This is a genomic window from Paraburkholderia sp. RL17-383-BIF-A (assembly GCF_046028015.1).
Classification (GTDB): Bacteria; Pseudomonadota; Gammaproteobacteria; order Burkholderiales; family Burkholderiaceae; genus Paraburkholderia.
Window position 1 is genome coordinate 108,317 of sequence record NZ_JARESR010000009.1, and the last position, 15,236, is coordinate 123,552.

At 62.4% G+C, this 15,236-nt stretch carries 13 protein-coding genes; 6 read left to right on the forward strand and 7 right to left on the reverse strand.

Annotation, left to right across the window (positions count from 1 at the left end; all coding sequences use genetic code 11):
* The 3 genes from P0D71_RS13220 (at position 1) to P0D71_RS13230 (ending at position 3,027) form a co-directional block, all read left to right on the forward strand.
* A complete protein-coding gene (locus P0D71_RS13220) occupies positions 1–1,788 on the forward strand; it encodes an acyl-CoA dehydrogenase family protein (RefSeq protein ID WP_408480384.1) in 1,788 nt (595 codons plus the stop codon).
* Positions 1,789–1,830: 42 nt separating this feature from the next.
* Positions 1,831–2,400, forward strand: coding sequence for a DUF3237 domain-containing protein (locus tag P0D71_RS13225; protein ID WP_408480385.1), 570 nt, complete (start codon positions 1,831–1,833; stop codon positions 2,398–2,400).
* Positions 2,401–2,529: 129 nt separating this feature from the next.
* Entirely contained in the window at positions 2,530–3,027 is a 498-nt protein-coding gene (locus P0D71_RS13230) for a MarR family winged helix-turn-helix transcriptional regulator (RefSeq protein WP_408480506.1), read from the forward strand.
* 233 nt (positions 3,028–3,260) lie between these two features.
* On the opposite strand, the gene P0D71_RS13235 is transcribed toward P0D71_RS13230, so the two are convergent.
* The 4 genes from P0D71_RS13235 to P0D71_RS13250 form a co-directional block, all read right to left on the reverse strand.
* Positions 3,261–4,211: an AraC-like ligand-binding domain-containing protein gene (locus P0D71_RS13235; RefSeq protein ID WP_408480386.1), complete on the reverse strand. Its 951-nt coding sequence runs from the start codon at positions 4,209–4,211 to the stop codon at positions 3,261–3,263.
* Between the two features lie 241 nt (positions 4,212–4,452).
* Positions 4,453–5,979 carry an amidase gene (locus P0D71_RS13240; protein ID WP_408480387.1) on the reverse strand — a complete coding sequence of 509 codons (1,527 nt, stop codon included), beginning with the start codon at positions 5,977–5,979 and terminating at the stop codon, positions 4,453–4,455.
* Between the two features lie 52 nt (positions 5,980–6,031).
* Positions 6,032–7,081 carry an aliphatic aldoxime dehydratase gene (gene oxdA / locus P0D71_RS13245; RefSeq protein WP_091803951.1) on the reverse strand — a complete coding sequence of 350 codons (1,050 nt, stop codon included), beginning with the start codon at positions 7,079–7,081 and terminating at the stop codon, positions 6,032–6,034.
* 80 nt (positions 7,082–7,161) lie between these two features.
* Entirely contained in the window at positions 7,162–8,058 is an 897-nt protein-coding gene (locus tag P0D71_RS13250; protein WP_091803955.1) for a transporter, read from the reverse strand.
* Positions 8,059–8,601: 543 nt separating this feature from the next.
* On the opposite strand from P0D71_RS13250, the gene nthA reads away from it, so the two are divergent.
* The 3 genes from nthA to P0D71_RS13265 are packed head-to-tail and all read left to right on the forward strand — an operon-like array spanning position 8,602 to position 11,188.
* The gene (gene nthA / locus P0D71_RS13255) at positions 8,602–9,201 is read left to right on the forward strand and encodes a nitrile hydratase subunit alpha (RefSeq protein ID WP_091803958.1); all 600 of its coding nucleotides are present in this window, start codon (positions 8,602–8,604) and stop codon (positions 9,199–9,201) included.
* A 44-nt stretch (positions 9,202–9,245) separates the two neighbouring features.
* Positions 9,246–9,944 carry a nitrile hydratase subunit beta gene (gene nthB, locus P0D71_RS13260; RefSeq protein ID WP_408480389.1) on the forward strand — a complete coding sequence of 233 codons (699 nt, stop codon included), beginning with the start codon at positions 9,246–9,248 and terminating at the stop codon, positions 9,942–9,944.
* On the forward strand, positions 9,941–11,188 hold the full coding sequence (locus tag P0D71_RS13265) for a GTP-binding protein (protein WP_408480391.1): 1,248 nt from the start codon (positions 9,941–9,943) through the stop codon (positions 11,186–11,188). Before nthB ends, P0D71_RS13265 begins: the two co-directional genes overlap by 4 nt.
* A gap of 237 nt (positions 11,189–11,425) precedes the next feature.
* Here P0D71_RS13265 and P0D71_RS13270 read toward each other — a convergent pair whose 3' ends face one another.
* From P0D71_RS13270 to P0D71_RS13280, 3 genes are read right to left on the reverse strand one after another with little or no spacing between them, the layout of a single operon-like run.
* Positions 11,426–12,613 (reverse strand): acetyl-CoA C-acetyltransferase, encoded by a 1,188-nt coding sequence (locus P0D71_RS13270; RefSeq protein ID WP_408480393.1) that lies wholly within the window; start codon positions 12,611–12,613, stop codon positions 11,426–11,428.
* Positions 12,614–12,658: 45 nt separating this feature from the next.
* Entirely contained in the window at positions 12,659–13,426 is a 768-nt protein-coding gene (locus P0D71_RS13275) for a 3-hydroxyacyl-CoA dehydrogenase (RefSeq protein WP_177205127.1), read from the reverse strand.
* Between the two features lie 52 nt (positions 13,427–13,478).
* On the reverse strand, positions 13,479–15,167 hold the full coding sequence (locus tag P0D71_RS13280) for an acyl-CoA synthetase (RefSeq protein ID WP_408480508.1): 1,689 nt from the start codon (positions 15,165–15,167) through the stop codon (positions 13,479–13,481).
* Positions 15,168–15,236 lie beyond the last annotated feature (69 nt).

Here is a 15,236-nt window from a genome sequence, read left to right on the forward strand (position 1 = left end):
ATGTCTGCTTGCTACGTGGCTCCACTGCGCGACATGCGCTTCGTGATGGAAGAATGGCTCGACGCCGAAGCGTTCTGGCGGCAGATTCCGGAATGGTCCGATGTCGATGCGACGACCGCGCGAATGGTCCTCGAAGAAGCCGGCCGCTTTGTGTCGGAGCAGCTAGCGCCGCTCAATGCCAGCGGCGACCTTGAAGGCTGTCAGTTCGTCGATGGCGAAGTGCGTATGCCGTGCGGCTTCAAGGCAGCGTATCGCGCCTATGTCGACGGCGGCTGGCCGACGCTCTCGGCAAGTGCCGGCCATGGCGGCCAGGACTTGCCGCAACTGCTGGAAGTGGCGCTTCACGAAATGCTGGCGGCGGCGAATCACGCGTGGCTCATGTCACCCGGACTGACACATGGCGCAAGCGTCTGCTTGCAGACGCATGGGTCGGAGAAGCTGAAAGCCGACTATCTGCCAAAAATCGCGAGCGGCGAGTGGCTCACCACCATGTGTCTGACCGAACCGCAGGCGGGGAGCGACCTCAGTCTGCTGCGCACGACGGCCATCCCGGACGAGGTGAGCGAGGGTTATCGAATCACGGGCAGCAAGATCTTCATCAGCGGTGGCGATCACGATCTGACGGACAACATCGTCCACCTGGTACTTGCGCGTTTGCCCGACGCGCCTCCCGGAACGCGCGGACTCTCGATGTTCCTCGTGCCGAAGTGGCGACCTCACAGCGGGGTGGCGATTCGCAATGGCGTTCATTGCGAGGGGATTGAAAAAAAGATGGGGCTCAAGGCAAGCCCCACATGCACGATGCGGTTCGAGGACGCGCTGGGTTGGCTGGTCGGCGAGCCGCATCGCGGGCTGGCGGCGATGTTCGTGATGATGAACGCCGCGCGCTTGCAGGTCGCGATGCAGGGATTGGGTCACGCCGAGAGTGCCTGGCAACGCGCAACGATCTATGCGCGCGAACGGGTGCAAATGCGCGCGCCCGGTCTGGAGGCGAAAACGCAGGGGGCGTCGCCCATTTCGCTGCATCCCGCGATACGGCGCACGCTGATGGATCTGCGTTGCGTCGTCGAGGGCGAGCGGTCGATCGGCTATTGGATCGGCCAATGGCTCGACATTGCCGCACGCCATCCCGATGAAGCGAAGCGTGCCGAAGCAGATCGTTTCGCCGCGCTCCTCACGCCGGTGGCGAAAGCATTTTTCACGGCCAACGGCTTTCTTGGGGCGTCGAGCGCGCTCCAGGTGTTCGGCGGCTACGGTTACATACATGAATACGGCATCGAACAAACGGTGCGCGATAGTCGTGTCTCGCTCCTGTATGAAGGCACAAACGAGATTCAGTCGATCGACCTGCTGGTTCGCAAAGTAATCGGCGACGGCGGGGACAAGCTGCGAGCATTGCTTGCCCATCGCGCGGAAGCCGCGGAGCACGCCAATGCCGCACCGGATTTGCCGCAGGTCGCGGCGCAACTCGAGACATTGTGCGCGGATGCTTGGCATACGACCGCCGCGATCATCGAAGAGAGCGCGCGCGACGTGGAGTTGCCTTATCGCGTCGCCGACGATTACCTCGCAATGATCGGCTGGCTGCTCCTCGCCTATGCGTGGGCGCGCTCGCTTCGGCTTGCCGCTCCGAAGGCGGATGAAGAAGATTTCTATCGTCAGAAAGTGGCCACGGCCCGCTATTTCTTCGACTACCGATTAGCCGAATTCACGCACCGCAGGTGCCTGGTCGATGCCGGAATTCATGCCGATCTTCCTTTCATCGGAGCGACAGCGGGCACTTCGTAGCTGTTCGATGCTCCATGCACTGCAACCTCATTGGATAACGCAATGAAAAATCTGCTCAGGCTTTTTCTCGTCTCGACATTTGCGGCACTGGCTTTCAATCATGCTCTCGCCGTGGAGCCGGAGGCGGCGGCCCACGCCGAATTCGAGCCGCCCAAACCGGAACTCGCCTACATGGGCCGCTTCTCGGTCGACCTGACCGCGCCGATCTGGGAGTTGGGAAAGACCGCCGATGCCGGTAAGCGTCGGATCATTCCGATCACCGGCGGCAGTTTTCACGGTCCCATGCTGAACGGCGAGATTCTGAATAACGGTGCTGACTGGCAGGTCGTCACACCCGACGGACTGGCGATTATCGACACCCGATATCTGCTGAAGATGGATGACGGCGAGCTCGTGTATCTGCAGACGAGAGGGTTGCGGTACGGCCCCGCGGATGTGATGGCGGACGTGGCGAAGGGCAAATCCGTGGACCCGGGGAAATATTACTTCCGCCTCTACATGACCTTCGAGACCGCCTCGAAGAAATACGCGTGGCTGAACCGGGCAATGGCCGTTGGCTACGCGATGCGGCTCGGCAACGCCGTGGTCTACGACGCCTACTTGCTGAAGTAAGTGAACGTGGCGGACGGGGGGTCGTAGCGTGCCGCCTCGCGGTTTGGCGGACCGACGGTGAGATGGTCGCGGGAAGCGCGGATGAACGCGGTAACATTGCTGCTTTCCGACGAGCAAAGAGCCGACGCGATGACGAGCAAAGCCCCAAAAATGACGACCCCCGGCACCGCGCGCCCCGCCCGCGCGCCATCGGCGCGGCGCAAGGCCACGCCTGCGCCACGTTTGACCTACGTCATTGGGAGCCTCGACAGAATCCTGCGGCGAAAGATGACGGAGGCGCTGGCGCCTCTCGGCCTGACGCTGGCGCAATTCACCGCGCTTTCCGTTCTCGATGCGCGTGGACAGGCGTCGAATGCCCAGCTTGCGGAATGGTCGTTCATCACGCCGCAGTCCGCCAACGAGGTGATGATTGTCATGTCATCGCGCAACTGGATCACGCGCGAGCCCGATCCGAATCATGGACGCATCGTCGTGCTGCAACTCACTGACGAAGGCCGCGACGTCCTGCGTCGGGGCATGGATATCGTGCGGCTGCTCGAAGAACAGATGCTTGCAGGTATCGATGCTGATAATGCCGCTACCGTGCAAACCCACCTCGAATTGTTTGTACGTAATCTGCGCAGCTGATTGGCAATTCGGGCGCGAAGGCGGGAGAAGCTGCGCCCGCCGTATGGAATGCGGTCCTGTCAATTCGACAAATGATCCTTCCTATAGGCAACCTCTCAAGCTGCCTTCCTATTTGCACCAGAACCGATTGGAACATCAACGGTACTGGTAACAGAAACATTTCTGAAAATCGGGCACTCCGAGACGATCTATACGGTGGTATCGTCAGGTCATGCTTTCTTTCATCTCGCTCCTCACGGGCCCTGTCGACGTGTCATCGCCTGATTGCGCCACTCGCGCGGCGACGTCTCGAACCGCTCCCGAAACGCGCGGCTGAAATGCGACATGTCGTTAAACCCCCACCGTAACGCGACATCGGAAACCCTCAGCACCGCGCAGTGCGGATTTACCAGATCCTCCGCGCAGCGTTCGAGCCGCAGGTTCCACACATATCGCATCAGCGACGTGTTCTCCGCCTCGAAAAGCTTGTTGATGTACCGCGAGGAAATTCCGATCCCCTGCTCGATCAACGTCGGATTCAGATCCGGGTCGCGCAGGTGTTCGAGCAGATGTCGCTTCACGCGCGTCAATGTTAGCGCCTTCATCCTCGATTGCGCGACGTCGTTGCGCTGCAGGTTCCCAAGCGTCATCGCAATCAACGAGATCGCCGTGTCCGACAACTGCAGCATCTCGTCCTCGGAGACATGGCGGATCTGTGACGACATCTGCTCGAGGAAACCGCGCATCACGCTGCCGACGCCCTGCGCGGTCGGAATTGGACTCGCGGTGCGGTGCTCCATGCCGACGACGAGCTGATTCAAAGTCGTGCGCGGAATGCTGACGACGATCTCGCGCCACGGCTGGCCGAACTGCAGGTGGTGCGGCCGTGTCGCGTCGTAGATCGCAAAATCCCCGGGACGCAGCGTGACGATCTTGCCGTCCTGCTCGACCGATTGACTGCCCTCAAGCATCAATACCGCAAAATACTTATCCTCATACTCGCTCCGCGCTTGGCGATAACGCCGGATCACTGCCTGCTCGCTTGCGTGGATTTCTGAGATCCGCATCTTTTCGCATTTGCGTTGCCGTACCCGCCCGAAGAAATCAGCCTTCTGCACGTCCGCTATCTGCACGTCCGCGAACAAACGCAGAATCGTTTCGCGCCAAAACTCGATGCGCTGGCTGACCGAGCCGTCGGTCGCCACCTCGATCGCCGAATTCGTCCATTCGGCCGGCGGGTGATCGGACTCGAAGCCGGAAAAATCTCCGCTCGTGGCGCGAGGAAAAAGTTGCGTCGTCATTATCATGTCCCAAATGGATTGCGAACGAGCAGCCAGTACCCTGCACGGGAAAAAAGGCGTTGTCCAATCGACTCTACCGCTTGCACCGCGAGACCTGTCGGACAGACTCGCGGCGCAGCGGCAGCCCGCTACCGTTCCGGGCAAGTCATGCGAATGACGTCTGACGCCAATCGGATGATTGTTCATAAGCATACGCGCAGCGGTAGATCGTGGCCTCGTCGAAGCGGCGGCCGACCAGTTGCAGCCCGATCGGCAGATCCTCCGCTACCCCGCACGGGAGCGACATTGCGGGATGCCCGGACACGTCGAACGGTGCGGTGTTCGCGAGCATCTCGAACGCGCGCGTCAGCGATTCCGACATGGTGCAACCGGGGTCCGGCAGCTTCGATGCGCGCATCGGCACCGTCGGCATTAACAAAAGATCATACGATTGAAGCGCCGAGTCGTAATCCGCCCGCAGCCGCCGCGCGAGGTTCTGGCTTTTCGCGTAGTAGCGACCACGATACCGGCTAGTGAAGTATTCGCCGAGCAGCATCGTCACCTTCACGGTGTCTGGCAGTTCGTCGGCGCGCTCACGCCAACCCGCATGGTGATCGATCATCCCGGTCACGTACAGACCGCCCCAGTTGAAGCCGTGGCTATTGCCCTTCATCATCTGCTGCGTCGCGCCCTCGGCTGCGATCGGCAGCCAGATCGCGGTACCGGCTGCATGCAGGGGTACCGACACCTCGTCGACGCTCGCGCCGAGCTTGCGTAGCCGATGCGCGGCGACAAGTACCGCCTCATCGACGACCGATTCCGAGTTCGCGAGCCCGAAGCCTTCGCGCAGGATCCCGATCCGCAACCCTGCTATGCCGTCGCGGATCGCGCCGAGAAAGTCGGCGCGCGGCGGCAGCGCGCGTTGGCGCGGATCGAGCCCGTCGTCGCCGGCGATCACGTCGAGCAGCAACGCGTTATCGTGCACACTGTTCGTCAACGGTCCGAGGTGATCGACGGTCGCCTCGATCGGCATCGCGCCGGTGTATGGCACGAGCCCGTGCGTCGGCTTCATCCCGTAGACACCGCAATACGCGGACGGAATCCGCACCGAGCCGCCCTGATCGCTGCCCAGCGCCATATCGACCTCGCCGCTCGCGACGAGTGCACCGCTGCCGGACGACGAGCCGCCCGTTGAATGTCCTGGCTTGCGCGGATTCTGCACCGGCCCGGACGCACTCGTATGCGAGCCACCGGAAAAGCAGTAGTACTCGCAGGTGGACTTGCCGGCAATCGTTGCGCCGGCATCGAGCATGCGTGTGACGACAGTCGCGTCGACGTCCGGCACGTAGCCCTCGAACGTGCTCGCGCCGTTACGCATCGGCACGCCGGCCACGCAGATGTTGTCCTTCACGGCGACCGTCTTGCCGCTTAGCTTGCCATCGGGCGCACCGCGAATCGTGCTCTTGCGCGCCCATGCGCCGTAGCGATTCTCGTCACCTTCCGGGCGATAGCCGGGCGTGCGCGGGTAAGTCACAAGCGGCAGATAGTCAGGCAGTGCGTCGATCGTATCGTATGCGTCGAAGTTCGCCTGCAGCGCTTCGTCGTAGTCGGCGAGTTGCCGTTGGTCGACATGAAAGCCGAAACCGGCTGCGATGCCGGCGAGTTGTTCACGGGTCGGGCGCTTGATCGCCATCGATTTTCTCCAGTTCGGTAAGGCGGCGCCGCACGTGCGGCGCGCGGTTCATTCAGCGGGCGGCGTCGCGCATCATCCCGGTTTGCGGGTGGCAGTTCACGTACTCGTACACCTGATGTTTCGCGTCGAATACGGACACCTCGTGGTACAGCCGCAGCTTCGACAACCCGGCGACAACGCGGAAGAACGTGACGAAGATCCGCAGATGCGTAGGGTGCGACTCGGCCCAGCGTTCGAGCCGCTCGAGCGAGCGCCAGTGACCGATGTTGTAGCTCTCGTCGAGCAGGTTGCCGTCCAGATCGATCGACTGCACGTAGCGGTTGCTGTAGCAGCCGGCGGCGGCGCCGTTGTCGCGCAGGAAGTCCATGCCCGCGCGCAACGTCGGTTCGATCTCGTCGAGATAGAGACGGCGCTCGTCGCTTTCGGCCGCGCGCCAGTCCTGCCCGGATCGGATCAGCGCGATGTTGTCATGCGCGTGCACCACGACGCGGCCGCCTTTCGACGGATCGCCATGCACGATCCTCAACTCGCCGTCCGCCTGCATCCAGTCGATCTGCGAGATCGGAAAGCGGTCGCGCATCGATCCCCAGTAGCCATGTTCCTCGACCTCGCCGCTGACGCCGTCCATGATCGCGCCGACGCCCGGAAAAGCGTCGGTGAACGCGTACAGCGTTTCGAACTGCTCGGCACGCGGCGCCACGATCTCGCGGAAATAGCCGACTCCGTCGGTGAGACGTTCTTCGGATTCCCACCATTCGGCGATCGCACGCGACGTGACCCAGCGTTGGTACGCAGCCGGGTCGCGCCAATAGCCAACGACGATCAGGTTGTCAAAGCCCTCATTGTCGGTATGCTGCGTCAGATCGTGATTCGCGGGCCCGTCCACCGCGCCGAAATCGGCGACTATCCGGCGCAACGCGGCCAGCGCGGCGGCACGCTTGCCGGCGCCGCGATACTGCACACCGAAGTAGCCCATTACGACCTGCTGCAGGTCCTCGGCCGCGCGGGCGACGTACATAGGGAACGGCGGCTGGTAATCGTCGTCGACGCGGCGCGACAATCTACGCGGACAGACCAGGTGTTTGTCGATGGCGGATTCCATGAGTGACCTCGCTATAAAATGAAGGACATGTTGAGAAACAAAAGGTAAGGATGGCGAACAGGTGTGACCCGAACTCGACGTCAAAAGATATGGGCGTAGCGCAGCCCGACAAGGAGGCTGTCCTTCGTCCCGTTACGCACGCTCAGGTCAGTGCCGAGCTGAATCTGCACCTGGTCAGCCTTGGTCACGAACTTCGCCGCGGTCAGCCGCAAGCGCGTCGTGCGCAGCGCGTCGTGGCTGTCGATCCCGTCAACGCTGGTCTCACCGCCCCAAAACTGCGTGACGCCAAGTCCGAGTGACGTGCCCGGATCTGGCATGTAGCGAACCATTGCCTGTGCGCTGTAGCCCATGCGCTGATGCAGCGTCGCACCGCTCGGGCCATACGACGTGTTGTTGCCATACCAGATCGCGTCGCCGACGAGATCGAGCGCCCAGTGCGGCGAGAAGTGCTTCACATATGCAGCCTGGAAGTCGAGCGACCAGCGGTTCGCGCCGAAGTTGAGACTGCGGTTCTGGTCGTAGCTGCCGGTAGGCGCGTACAGATAGACGGTTGCGGCCGCAACGTCCTTCGCGTCGTTCAGGCGAAGCTTGAGCGGCGCAGTCAGGATCACATCGCCGACACCCGTTGTGGTGCCGAGCGCGCTCGCGTTGCCAAAGCCGCTAATGTGACCGAACGGCAGCAGGATCTGCGGATCGATCGTCAGGCGGTCGGTCAGCTGGAACACGTGCAGCAGACGTGCGATACCGACGTTCGACTGCAGGTCGAAGTTCGAGGTCTTGCTGCCGTTCGAATAGACCGCGTTTGTCGTCGAATAGTTGTAGTACAGCACGCCGATCGTCGCGCCGACCGGGTACTGCTCGTAGTCGCCGGGATCGACCTCGACCGCCCCCGCATAGTGCGATGCAACCAGTATCAGCGAGGCGCCGATCCAGCTCGCGATCCGCTTCAGTTTCGTCCTGTTGCCGTTGTCCATCATTCCCCTCCCCTGGATGAGCAGACACCATCGCACCCGACGTGCGAGGAACGTGCGCCGTTGCCGGGCGCCGGTATCGTGGTGTACTGCGTGGTTTCTATCCAGCGGCGCGTGGGCTGCGCCGCCGATTCGCGACGACCCGGCGGGCCATCGCTCGAGAGAGAGAATAGGAAGGCAAAATCCGCGGTTCTGTCTTCTGACGGAACAAGAAGTTGGCTGGGGCGGGCTTCCGCGCCTGGCGTCACGCGCCAGCAACATAACGGATGCGATTCGCCGTCATTTGCTGCCGATGTAAAGCCGGCGCATAAGCGGGTCAGCCCCGTACACAGCAGGTTTCGCCGCCCACGTCACGATCTGCGGCCGATCACGCGCGCGGATCCGTCCCAGCACAGTTTCCGATCCGCGCGGACAAAGCACCGCGCTTTTTCTCTTCTTACCCTGTTCGTCATGACGTGACCGGAAATGCCGGCGTCTTCGCCCGGACACGGCGGCGGCATCGACGCCGCGGCGGTCGGTTATCCCCTATCCATCACAAGGAGCCCCACCATGAGCGCGAACCCATTCGCCGAAACAACCTCGACGCCCGGCGAACGTGCCCGGGCACTATTCCGGGTCATGAAGGAAAAGAACCTGATCCCGGACGGCTATATCGAGGGCCTGACGGAACTGATGTCGACGACCTGGGATCCGGCCAACGGCGCGCGCATCGTCGCGCGTGCATGGGTTGATCCGACGTTTCGCGAACTACTGCTGAAGGACGGCACGGCCGCGTGCGCGCAGTTCGGCTACACGGGCCCGCAGGGCGAATACATCGTCGCGCTCGAAGATACGCCGACGCTGAAGAACGTGATCGTCTGCAGTCTGTGCTCATGCACGAACTGGCCGGTCCTGGGTCTGCCGCCCGAGTGGTACAAGGGCTTCGAATACCGCGCCCGGCTCGTTCGCGAAGGGCGCACCGTGCTGCACGAACTCGGCACCGATCTACCGGGCGACGTCGTGGTCAAGGTCTGGGACACCACGGCCGAAAGCCGCTATCTGGTGCTGCCGGTGCGCCCGCAAGGCAGCGAGCACATGAGCGAGGCCGAGTTGCAGACGCTTGTCACCAAGGACGTGCTGATCGGCATCGCACTGCCGCGCGTGAGCTGATTCGCGCCGGGCTCTCCCATCGACATTCATTTCGGAGTAAACACATGGACGGCTTTCACGACCTCGGCGGCTTCCAGGGCTTCGGCCGGATTCCGCATTCGATCAACAGCCTCAGCTACAAGCCGGTTTTCAAGGAAGACTGGGAACATCTCGCGTACAGCCTGATGTTCGTCGGTGTCGATCAGCTGAAAAAATTCAGCGTCGACGAAGTACGGCACGCGGTCGAGCGGATCGATGTGCGCCAGCACGTCGGCACGCGCTACTACGAACGCTACGTGATCGCGACGGCGACGCTGCTCGTCGAAACCGGCGTGCTGACGCAAGACGAACTTGACCGCGCGCTCGGCTCGCGGTTCAGACTCGCGAATCCACCGCATTCGCCGGGTCGCGCCGCCCGCGCCGGCTCGACACAGTTTGAAGTCGGCGACCGCGTGATCGTCCGCGACGAATACGTGAGCGGACACGTCCGCGCGCCGGGCTACGTGCGCGGAAAAGAAGGTGTCGTGCTGCACCGGACAAGCGAATCGTGGCCGTTCCCGGACACGATCGGCCATGGCGATACTCAAGCCGTGCACCAGCCAACCTATCACGTCGAGTTTCGCGTGAAGGATCTGTGGGGCGATGCGGCGGACGACGGCTACGTGGTTGTCGATCTGTTCGAAGGCTATCTGGAGCGCGCGCCGGCACACGCCGAGGCCGCCGCCGTGCGGGATGGGAAACATGCCGATGGTGTGCCCGCATGAACACGCCTGCGTCATTACGCGCGCCGGACGACCCGGCGGCACGGATCCCGGTCACCGTGCTGTCCGGGTTTCTCGGTGCGGGAAAAACGACGCTGCTGAACTACATCCTGCACAATCGCGCGGGGCTGAAGGTCGCGGTGATCGTCAACGACATGAGCGAAGTGAACATCGACGCAGACGACGTGCGGCGTCACGTCGAACTGCATCGCGGCAATGACGAACTCGTCGAGATGAGCAACGGCTGCATCTGCTGCACGCTGCGCGCCGATCTGCTCGAGCAGATCAGCGTGCTCGCGCGGCGGCGACGCTTCGATTACCTGCTGATCGAATCGAGCGGCGTCTCGGAGCCGATGCCGGTCGCGGAGACGTTCGCGTTTCTCGACCAGCGCGGCTTCTGCCTCAGCGAACTCGCGCGACTCGATACGCTCGTCACCGTCGTCAACGGCGAGACGTTCGAGGCGATGCTGGCATCGACGGAGCCGGTCGCAGCCGGCAACGAAAACGGCGCTAGGCCGCGCAAGCTCTCGGATCTGCTGATCGAGCAGGTCGAATACGCGAATGTCATCCTGGTCAGTCGGCTCGACCGGATCGGTGCAGCGGGTTTCGACCGGCTGCGTGCGGCGCTCGCGTTGCTGAATCCGTCCGCGCGGATACTGCCGATGGCGAACGGCAACGTCGATCCGTCGGAGGTACTGAATACCCGCCGGTTCAATCTGCCCGCGCTCGTCGAATCGCCGGGCTGGATGCAGCGGATGCAAGCCGACGAGCGGCCCTCGGAATCAGAGTCGTATGGGATCGCGTCATGGGTCTATCGCGAGCGCGCGCCGTTTCATCCGGCGCGTCTCCTCGCCTGGTTACATCGAACGTGGAGCAACGGCCGCCTGCTTCGCTGCAAGGGCTATTTCTGGATCGGGCATTGCCATGTCGATATCGGCATGCTTGTGCAGACCGGCGGCCGCTTTCAGTGGGGCTACGTCGGCCGTTGGTGGCGCTTCGTTCCGCAACCGGACTGGCCGCGCGATGACTATCGCCGTCAGGGCATACTCGACAAGTGGGAGGAGCCGGTCGGCGATTGCCGGCAGGAAATCGTGTTTATCGGACAGGCAATCGACCACGACCGGCTGCGGCGGGAACTCGATGCATGTCTGCTAAGCGTTTCCGAAATCGACGCGGGCCCGTATGAATGGGCGCGTCTGCCGGGTGCCGAGGCGTTCGACGCGCAAGCGCTCGCGGGACAGCTATGACGTTTGGCAACACCGGCCCTTCACGCGGCGCCGCCCTTTCGCGATCCGTACCGATACGAGGACATGTTTCGCGCAGTACTTGAACACGCCGAGAAGCAAAAGCGGCTGCGGGCAAAGGGAAGCTGAGTGGGAAGCTGAGTGAGCAGCGGATCTGGCGCGTCTTCACCGTGAATTGGCGACAGTCACGCTAAAAAGCGACATGCCAATCGCCAATCCGTTGCTATTCTCTGCCGGCGATCACGCCAGCTCGACAGCCAGCGCGGTGGCCTCACCTCCGCCGATGCAGAGTGACGCGACGCCCCGCTTCGCGCCATGTTTTTTGAGCGCTGCGAGCAGCGTCACGATGATCCGTGCGCCCGATGCGCCAATCGGGTGACCTAAGGCACACGCGCCGCCATGAACATTGACCTTCTCGTGCGGCAAGCCGAGATCACGCATGGCGATCATCGTCACCACGGCGAATGCTTCGTTGATCTCCCACAGGTCGACCTGATCCGGCCTCCAATCAAGCTTTTCCAGCAATCCCTTGATTGCTCCAACCGGCGCGGTGGTAAAGAGGGACGGCAGCTGAGCAAAGGTGTTATGCGCCCGAATCGTGGCGATGGGACTCAAGCCGCGTTTCTCGGCTTCCGAGCGACGCATCATCACCAACGCAGCGGCGCCGTCCGATATCGAAGACGAATTGGCCGCCGTCACCGTACCGCCGTCCCGGAAGGCCGGCTTCAAGTTCGGTATCTTGTCCGGCTGGGCCTTGCCGGGTTGTTCGTCGACGGCAACCACGGTATCGCCCTTGCGCCCTTTCAGCACGACAGGTGCGATCTCATGGACGAAGCTGCCGTCGGTACTGGCCTTCAATGCCCGCGCCAGCGAGGTCGTGGCAAACGCGTCTTGCTCCTCACGGGTGAACTGATAGGTCTGCGCGCTATCCTCGGCAAATGTACCCATCAGACGGCCCCGATCATAGGCATCCTCGAATCCGTCCAGGAACATATGATCGATGAGCTTGCCATGACCCATGCGATATCCGCTACGCGCTTTGTCCAACAAGTACGGGGCATTGGACATGCTTTCCATGCCGCCCGCCACCATCACACGGTTAGTCCCGGCCAGCAGCAGATCGTGTGCGAACATCGCCGCCTTCATGCCCGAGCCGCACATCTTGTTGACAGTTGTGCATCCCGCCGAATCGGGAATGCCAGCGCCGCGCGAAGCCTGGCGCGCCGGCGCCTGGCCGAGGCCGGCCGGCAGCACGCAACCCATAATCACTTCCTCGACCTGATCAGCCGCGAGGCCGGCACGCTCGATTGCGGCGCGAATGGCGACAGCGCCGAGTTCCGGCGAACTGAGCGATGCGAAATCTCCTTGCAGCGCGGCCATCGGCGTGCGCGCAGCTCCAACTATCACGACAGGATCTTGTGTAGACATTGCTTCTCCGTAAGTGCTTGAGTTCGAGTGCCGGTAGCAACTTCATCAACGCGGCGCCAGCCGCAGAGCGCCGTCCAGACGGATGACTTCGCCGTTCAGCATGGTGTTTTCGCAAATGTGCATGACGAGCGCGGCGTACTCGGATGGGCGGCCCAGCCGCGCAGGGAACGGCACGCTTTGCCCGAGGGAATCCTGAACCGCTTGCGGCATGGCCGTCAGCATGGGCGTCTCGAAGATACCCGGCGCGACGGTGACGACCCGCACCCCGTGCCTGGCGAGTTCGCGCGCAACCGGCAAGGTCAGGCCAACCACGCCGGCTTTGGAGGCGGCGTAGGCTGCCTGGCCGATCTGTCCGTCGAATGCAGCGATAGAAGCCGTATTGACGAGGACGCCCCGTTCGCCGTCGGGCCCAGGCGCTTCTTTCACGATGGCCGCGGCGGCGAGGCGGATCATATTGAAGGTCCCAACCAGGTTGATTCCAATCGCCTTGACGAAGCTGTCGAGGCGGTGCGGTCCCTCCCTGCCAAGCACTTTTTCGCCGGGTGCCACGCCCGCGCAATTGATCAAGCCGTGAAGATGTCCGAAACTTTCAAGCGCTGCGTCGACTGCGGCCTGGCCGTCGGCCTCGCTGGTGACATCGGTGGTGATGAAGCGAGCCTGGGCGCCCAATTCCGACGCGACGCGCTCTCCGGCCGCCTTGTTGATATCCGCGCAGACAACATAAGCGCCGCTGGTCACGAGCTGGCAAGCCACGGCAGCGCCCAGACCGGACCCTGCGCCAGTCACCAGAAAAACATGGTCCTTAACCTGCATATTCCACTTCCGTATTCTCAAAGCATTGATCGAACCCGCACGGCGTAACAACTCACTCCGCGGTCTTTACGGCGGCTTGAGCCCTCTCGTTATTGCGGAGAATGAAGCGCTGGATCTTGCCGCTGGGTGTCTTGGGCAATTGCTCCACAAACGAAATCTCGCGCGGATAAGCATGCGCCGACAGCCGTCGTTTGACGTGCTGGCACAATTCGTCCGCGAGGGAGTCGGACGGCTCGATGTCGGCTCTCAGCACCACGAAGGCCTTGACGATCTCCGTGCGTTCCGGGTCCGGCTTGCCGATCACCGCTGTCTCCACCACCGCCGGGTGCTCTATCAACGCGCTCTCGACATCGAACGGACCGATTCGGTAGCCAGACGACGTGATGACGTCGTCGTTGCGTCCAACGAAGCTGATATGTCCATCAGCTTCCAGTTCGACTGTATCGCCCGTCCGGTAGTACCCGCCTTCAATCGCGGGGGTCGGCTGATTCAGGTAGCCGGTAAACCACATAAGCGGCGAGCGCGCGATATCCAACGCAAGAGTGCCCGGCACGTTGGGCGGAAGCTCGCGGCCTTCGTCGTCGAGCACCACAACGTGATGACCGAGCAAAGGCAAGCCGGTCGACCCCGGATGGACGGCATGGTGCAGACCGTGATGGTTGCTCACCACCATGCCCAGTTCAGTCTGGCCGTAATGATCGTATATCGGCGCTGCGAGATGCTCGTCGAACCAGCGGATCACTTCCGGGTTCAGCGGCTCGCCCGCGCTGCTCACTGCGCGCAGGGTTCCTTTCACGGCGGCTGCGGCCGCCTCGCCTGCCGCGATGAGCAGACGGTAGGCAGTCGGTGCACCGGCAAGATTCGTTATTTCGTGATTCTTGATGATCCGATAGGTGCTTTCAGCGGAAAAAGGACCGTCGTAAAGCGTGGTGGCATGCCCCAGCAGCAATGGTCCGGTCACCGCGTAGTAAAGGCCGTAGGCCCAACCCGGATCGGCAATGTTCCAGAATTTGTCGCCCGGCCGCAGGTCGACTGCATCGCGCATGTAGACATAGAACGCGAGCAACGCCCGCAGTGGCACCGGCACGCACTTGGGCAAGCCGGTGGTGCCCGAGGTCGACATCATCATGAACAGGTCTGTGCCGCGCCGCATGACCGGTTCGAAATCTTTGCCCTGGCGCGCCAGTTCCGCATGGAAATCGGCGTCGCCCGACCGCACAGTCTCGTTGCCGTCCAGACGAGTCACGACGGCGGCCGCAGGCGCGTCGGCGACTTCATCCAGTTTTAGCCGGTTGTGTGGATCGGTAACGACCAGCCTGGCCCCACTCATCCGCAATCGATGTTCAATGGCCTTGGGCCCGAATGCGGTGAAGAGCGGTTGATAGACAGCACCGGCCCGCCACGTTCCCAGGATCGTGATCACCAACTCAGGGGTGCGAGGCAGCAACCCCGCGACCACGTCACCGGCGCCTATGCCGCGAGAGGTCAGGAAGCCGGCGAACCGGGCTGAGTGTTCCCGCAGTTGCTCAAACGTATAGGTCGCGCGGCGGCCATCTTCGCTTTCCCATTCCAACGCAATGCGCCCAGGTGCGACGTGCCGGTCGCAGCATTCAATGCAGGCGTTTATTCCGTCCTCCAGACTCCCTTCCAGTGCAGCCGCCATATCTTCGACCCGAAAGCCTTCTCGTGCGTCAGCGTAGGCGGTCAGGCTTTCGCTCCGTCCGTCTTTGCAATCACTCATACCGTCTCCTTCATACCCTCTTTCGAATTTTTGGGCGTCACGCCTAGCCTTCAAATCCACTATACAGCG

What these genes read in the sequence shown, in the direction of transcription:
- P0D71_RS13220 (WP_408480384.1), top strand. Translation starts at nt 1, where the DNA reads ATGTCTGCTTGCTACGTGGCTCCACTGCGCGACATGCGCTTCGTGATG.
- P0D71_RS13225 (WP_408480385.1), top strand. Translation starts at nt 1,831, where the DNA reads ATGAAAAATCTGCTCAGGCTTTTTCTCGTCTCGACATTTGCGGCACTG.
- P0D71_RS13230 (WP_408480506.1), top strand. Translation starts at nt 2,530, where the DNA reads ATGACGAGCAAAGCCCCAAAAATGACGACCCCCGGCACCGCGCGCCCC.
- P0D71_RS13240 (WP_408480387.1), bottom strand. Translation starts at nt 5,979, where the DNA reads ATGGCGATCAAGCGCCCGACCCGTGAACAACTCGCCGGCATCGCAGCC.
- oxdA (WP_091803951.1), bottom strand. Translation starts at nt 7,081, where the DNA reads ATGGAATCCGCCATCGACAAACACCTGGTCTGTCCGCGTAGATTGTCG.
- P0D71_RS13250 (WP_091803955.1), bottom strand. Translation starts at nt 8,058, where the DNA reads ATGATGGACAACGGCAACAGGACGAAACTGAAGCGGATCGCGAGCTGG.
- nthA (WP_091803958.1), top strand. Translation starts at nt 8,602, where the DNA reads ATGAGCGCGAACCCATTCGCCGAAACAACCTCGACGCCCGGCGAACGT.
- nthB (WP_408480389.1), top strand. Translation starts at nt 9,246, where the DNA reads ATGGACGGCTTTCACGACCTCGGCGGCTTCCAGGGCTTCGGCCGGATT.
- P0D71_RS13265 (WP_408480391.1), top strand. Translation starts at nt 9,941, where the DNA reads ATGAACACGCCTGCGTCATTACGCGCGCCGGACGACCCGGCGGCACGG.
- P0D71_RS13270 (WP_408480393.1), bottom strand. Translation starts at nt 12,613, where the DNA reads ATGTCTACACAAGATCCTGTCGTGATAGTTGGAGCTGCGCGCACGCCG.
- P0D71_RS13275 (WP_177205127.1), bottom strand. Translation starts at nt 13,426, where the DNA reads ATGCAGGTTAAGGACCATGTTTTTCTGGTGACTGGCGCAGGGTCCGGT.
- P0D71_RS13280 (WP_408480508.1), bottom strand. Translation starts at nt 15,167, where the DNA reads ATGAGTGATTGCAAAGACGGACGGAGCGAAAGCCTGACCGCCTACGCT.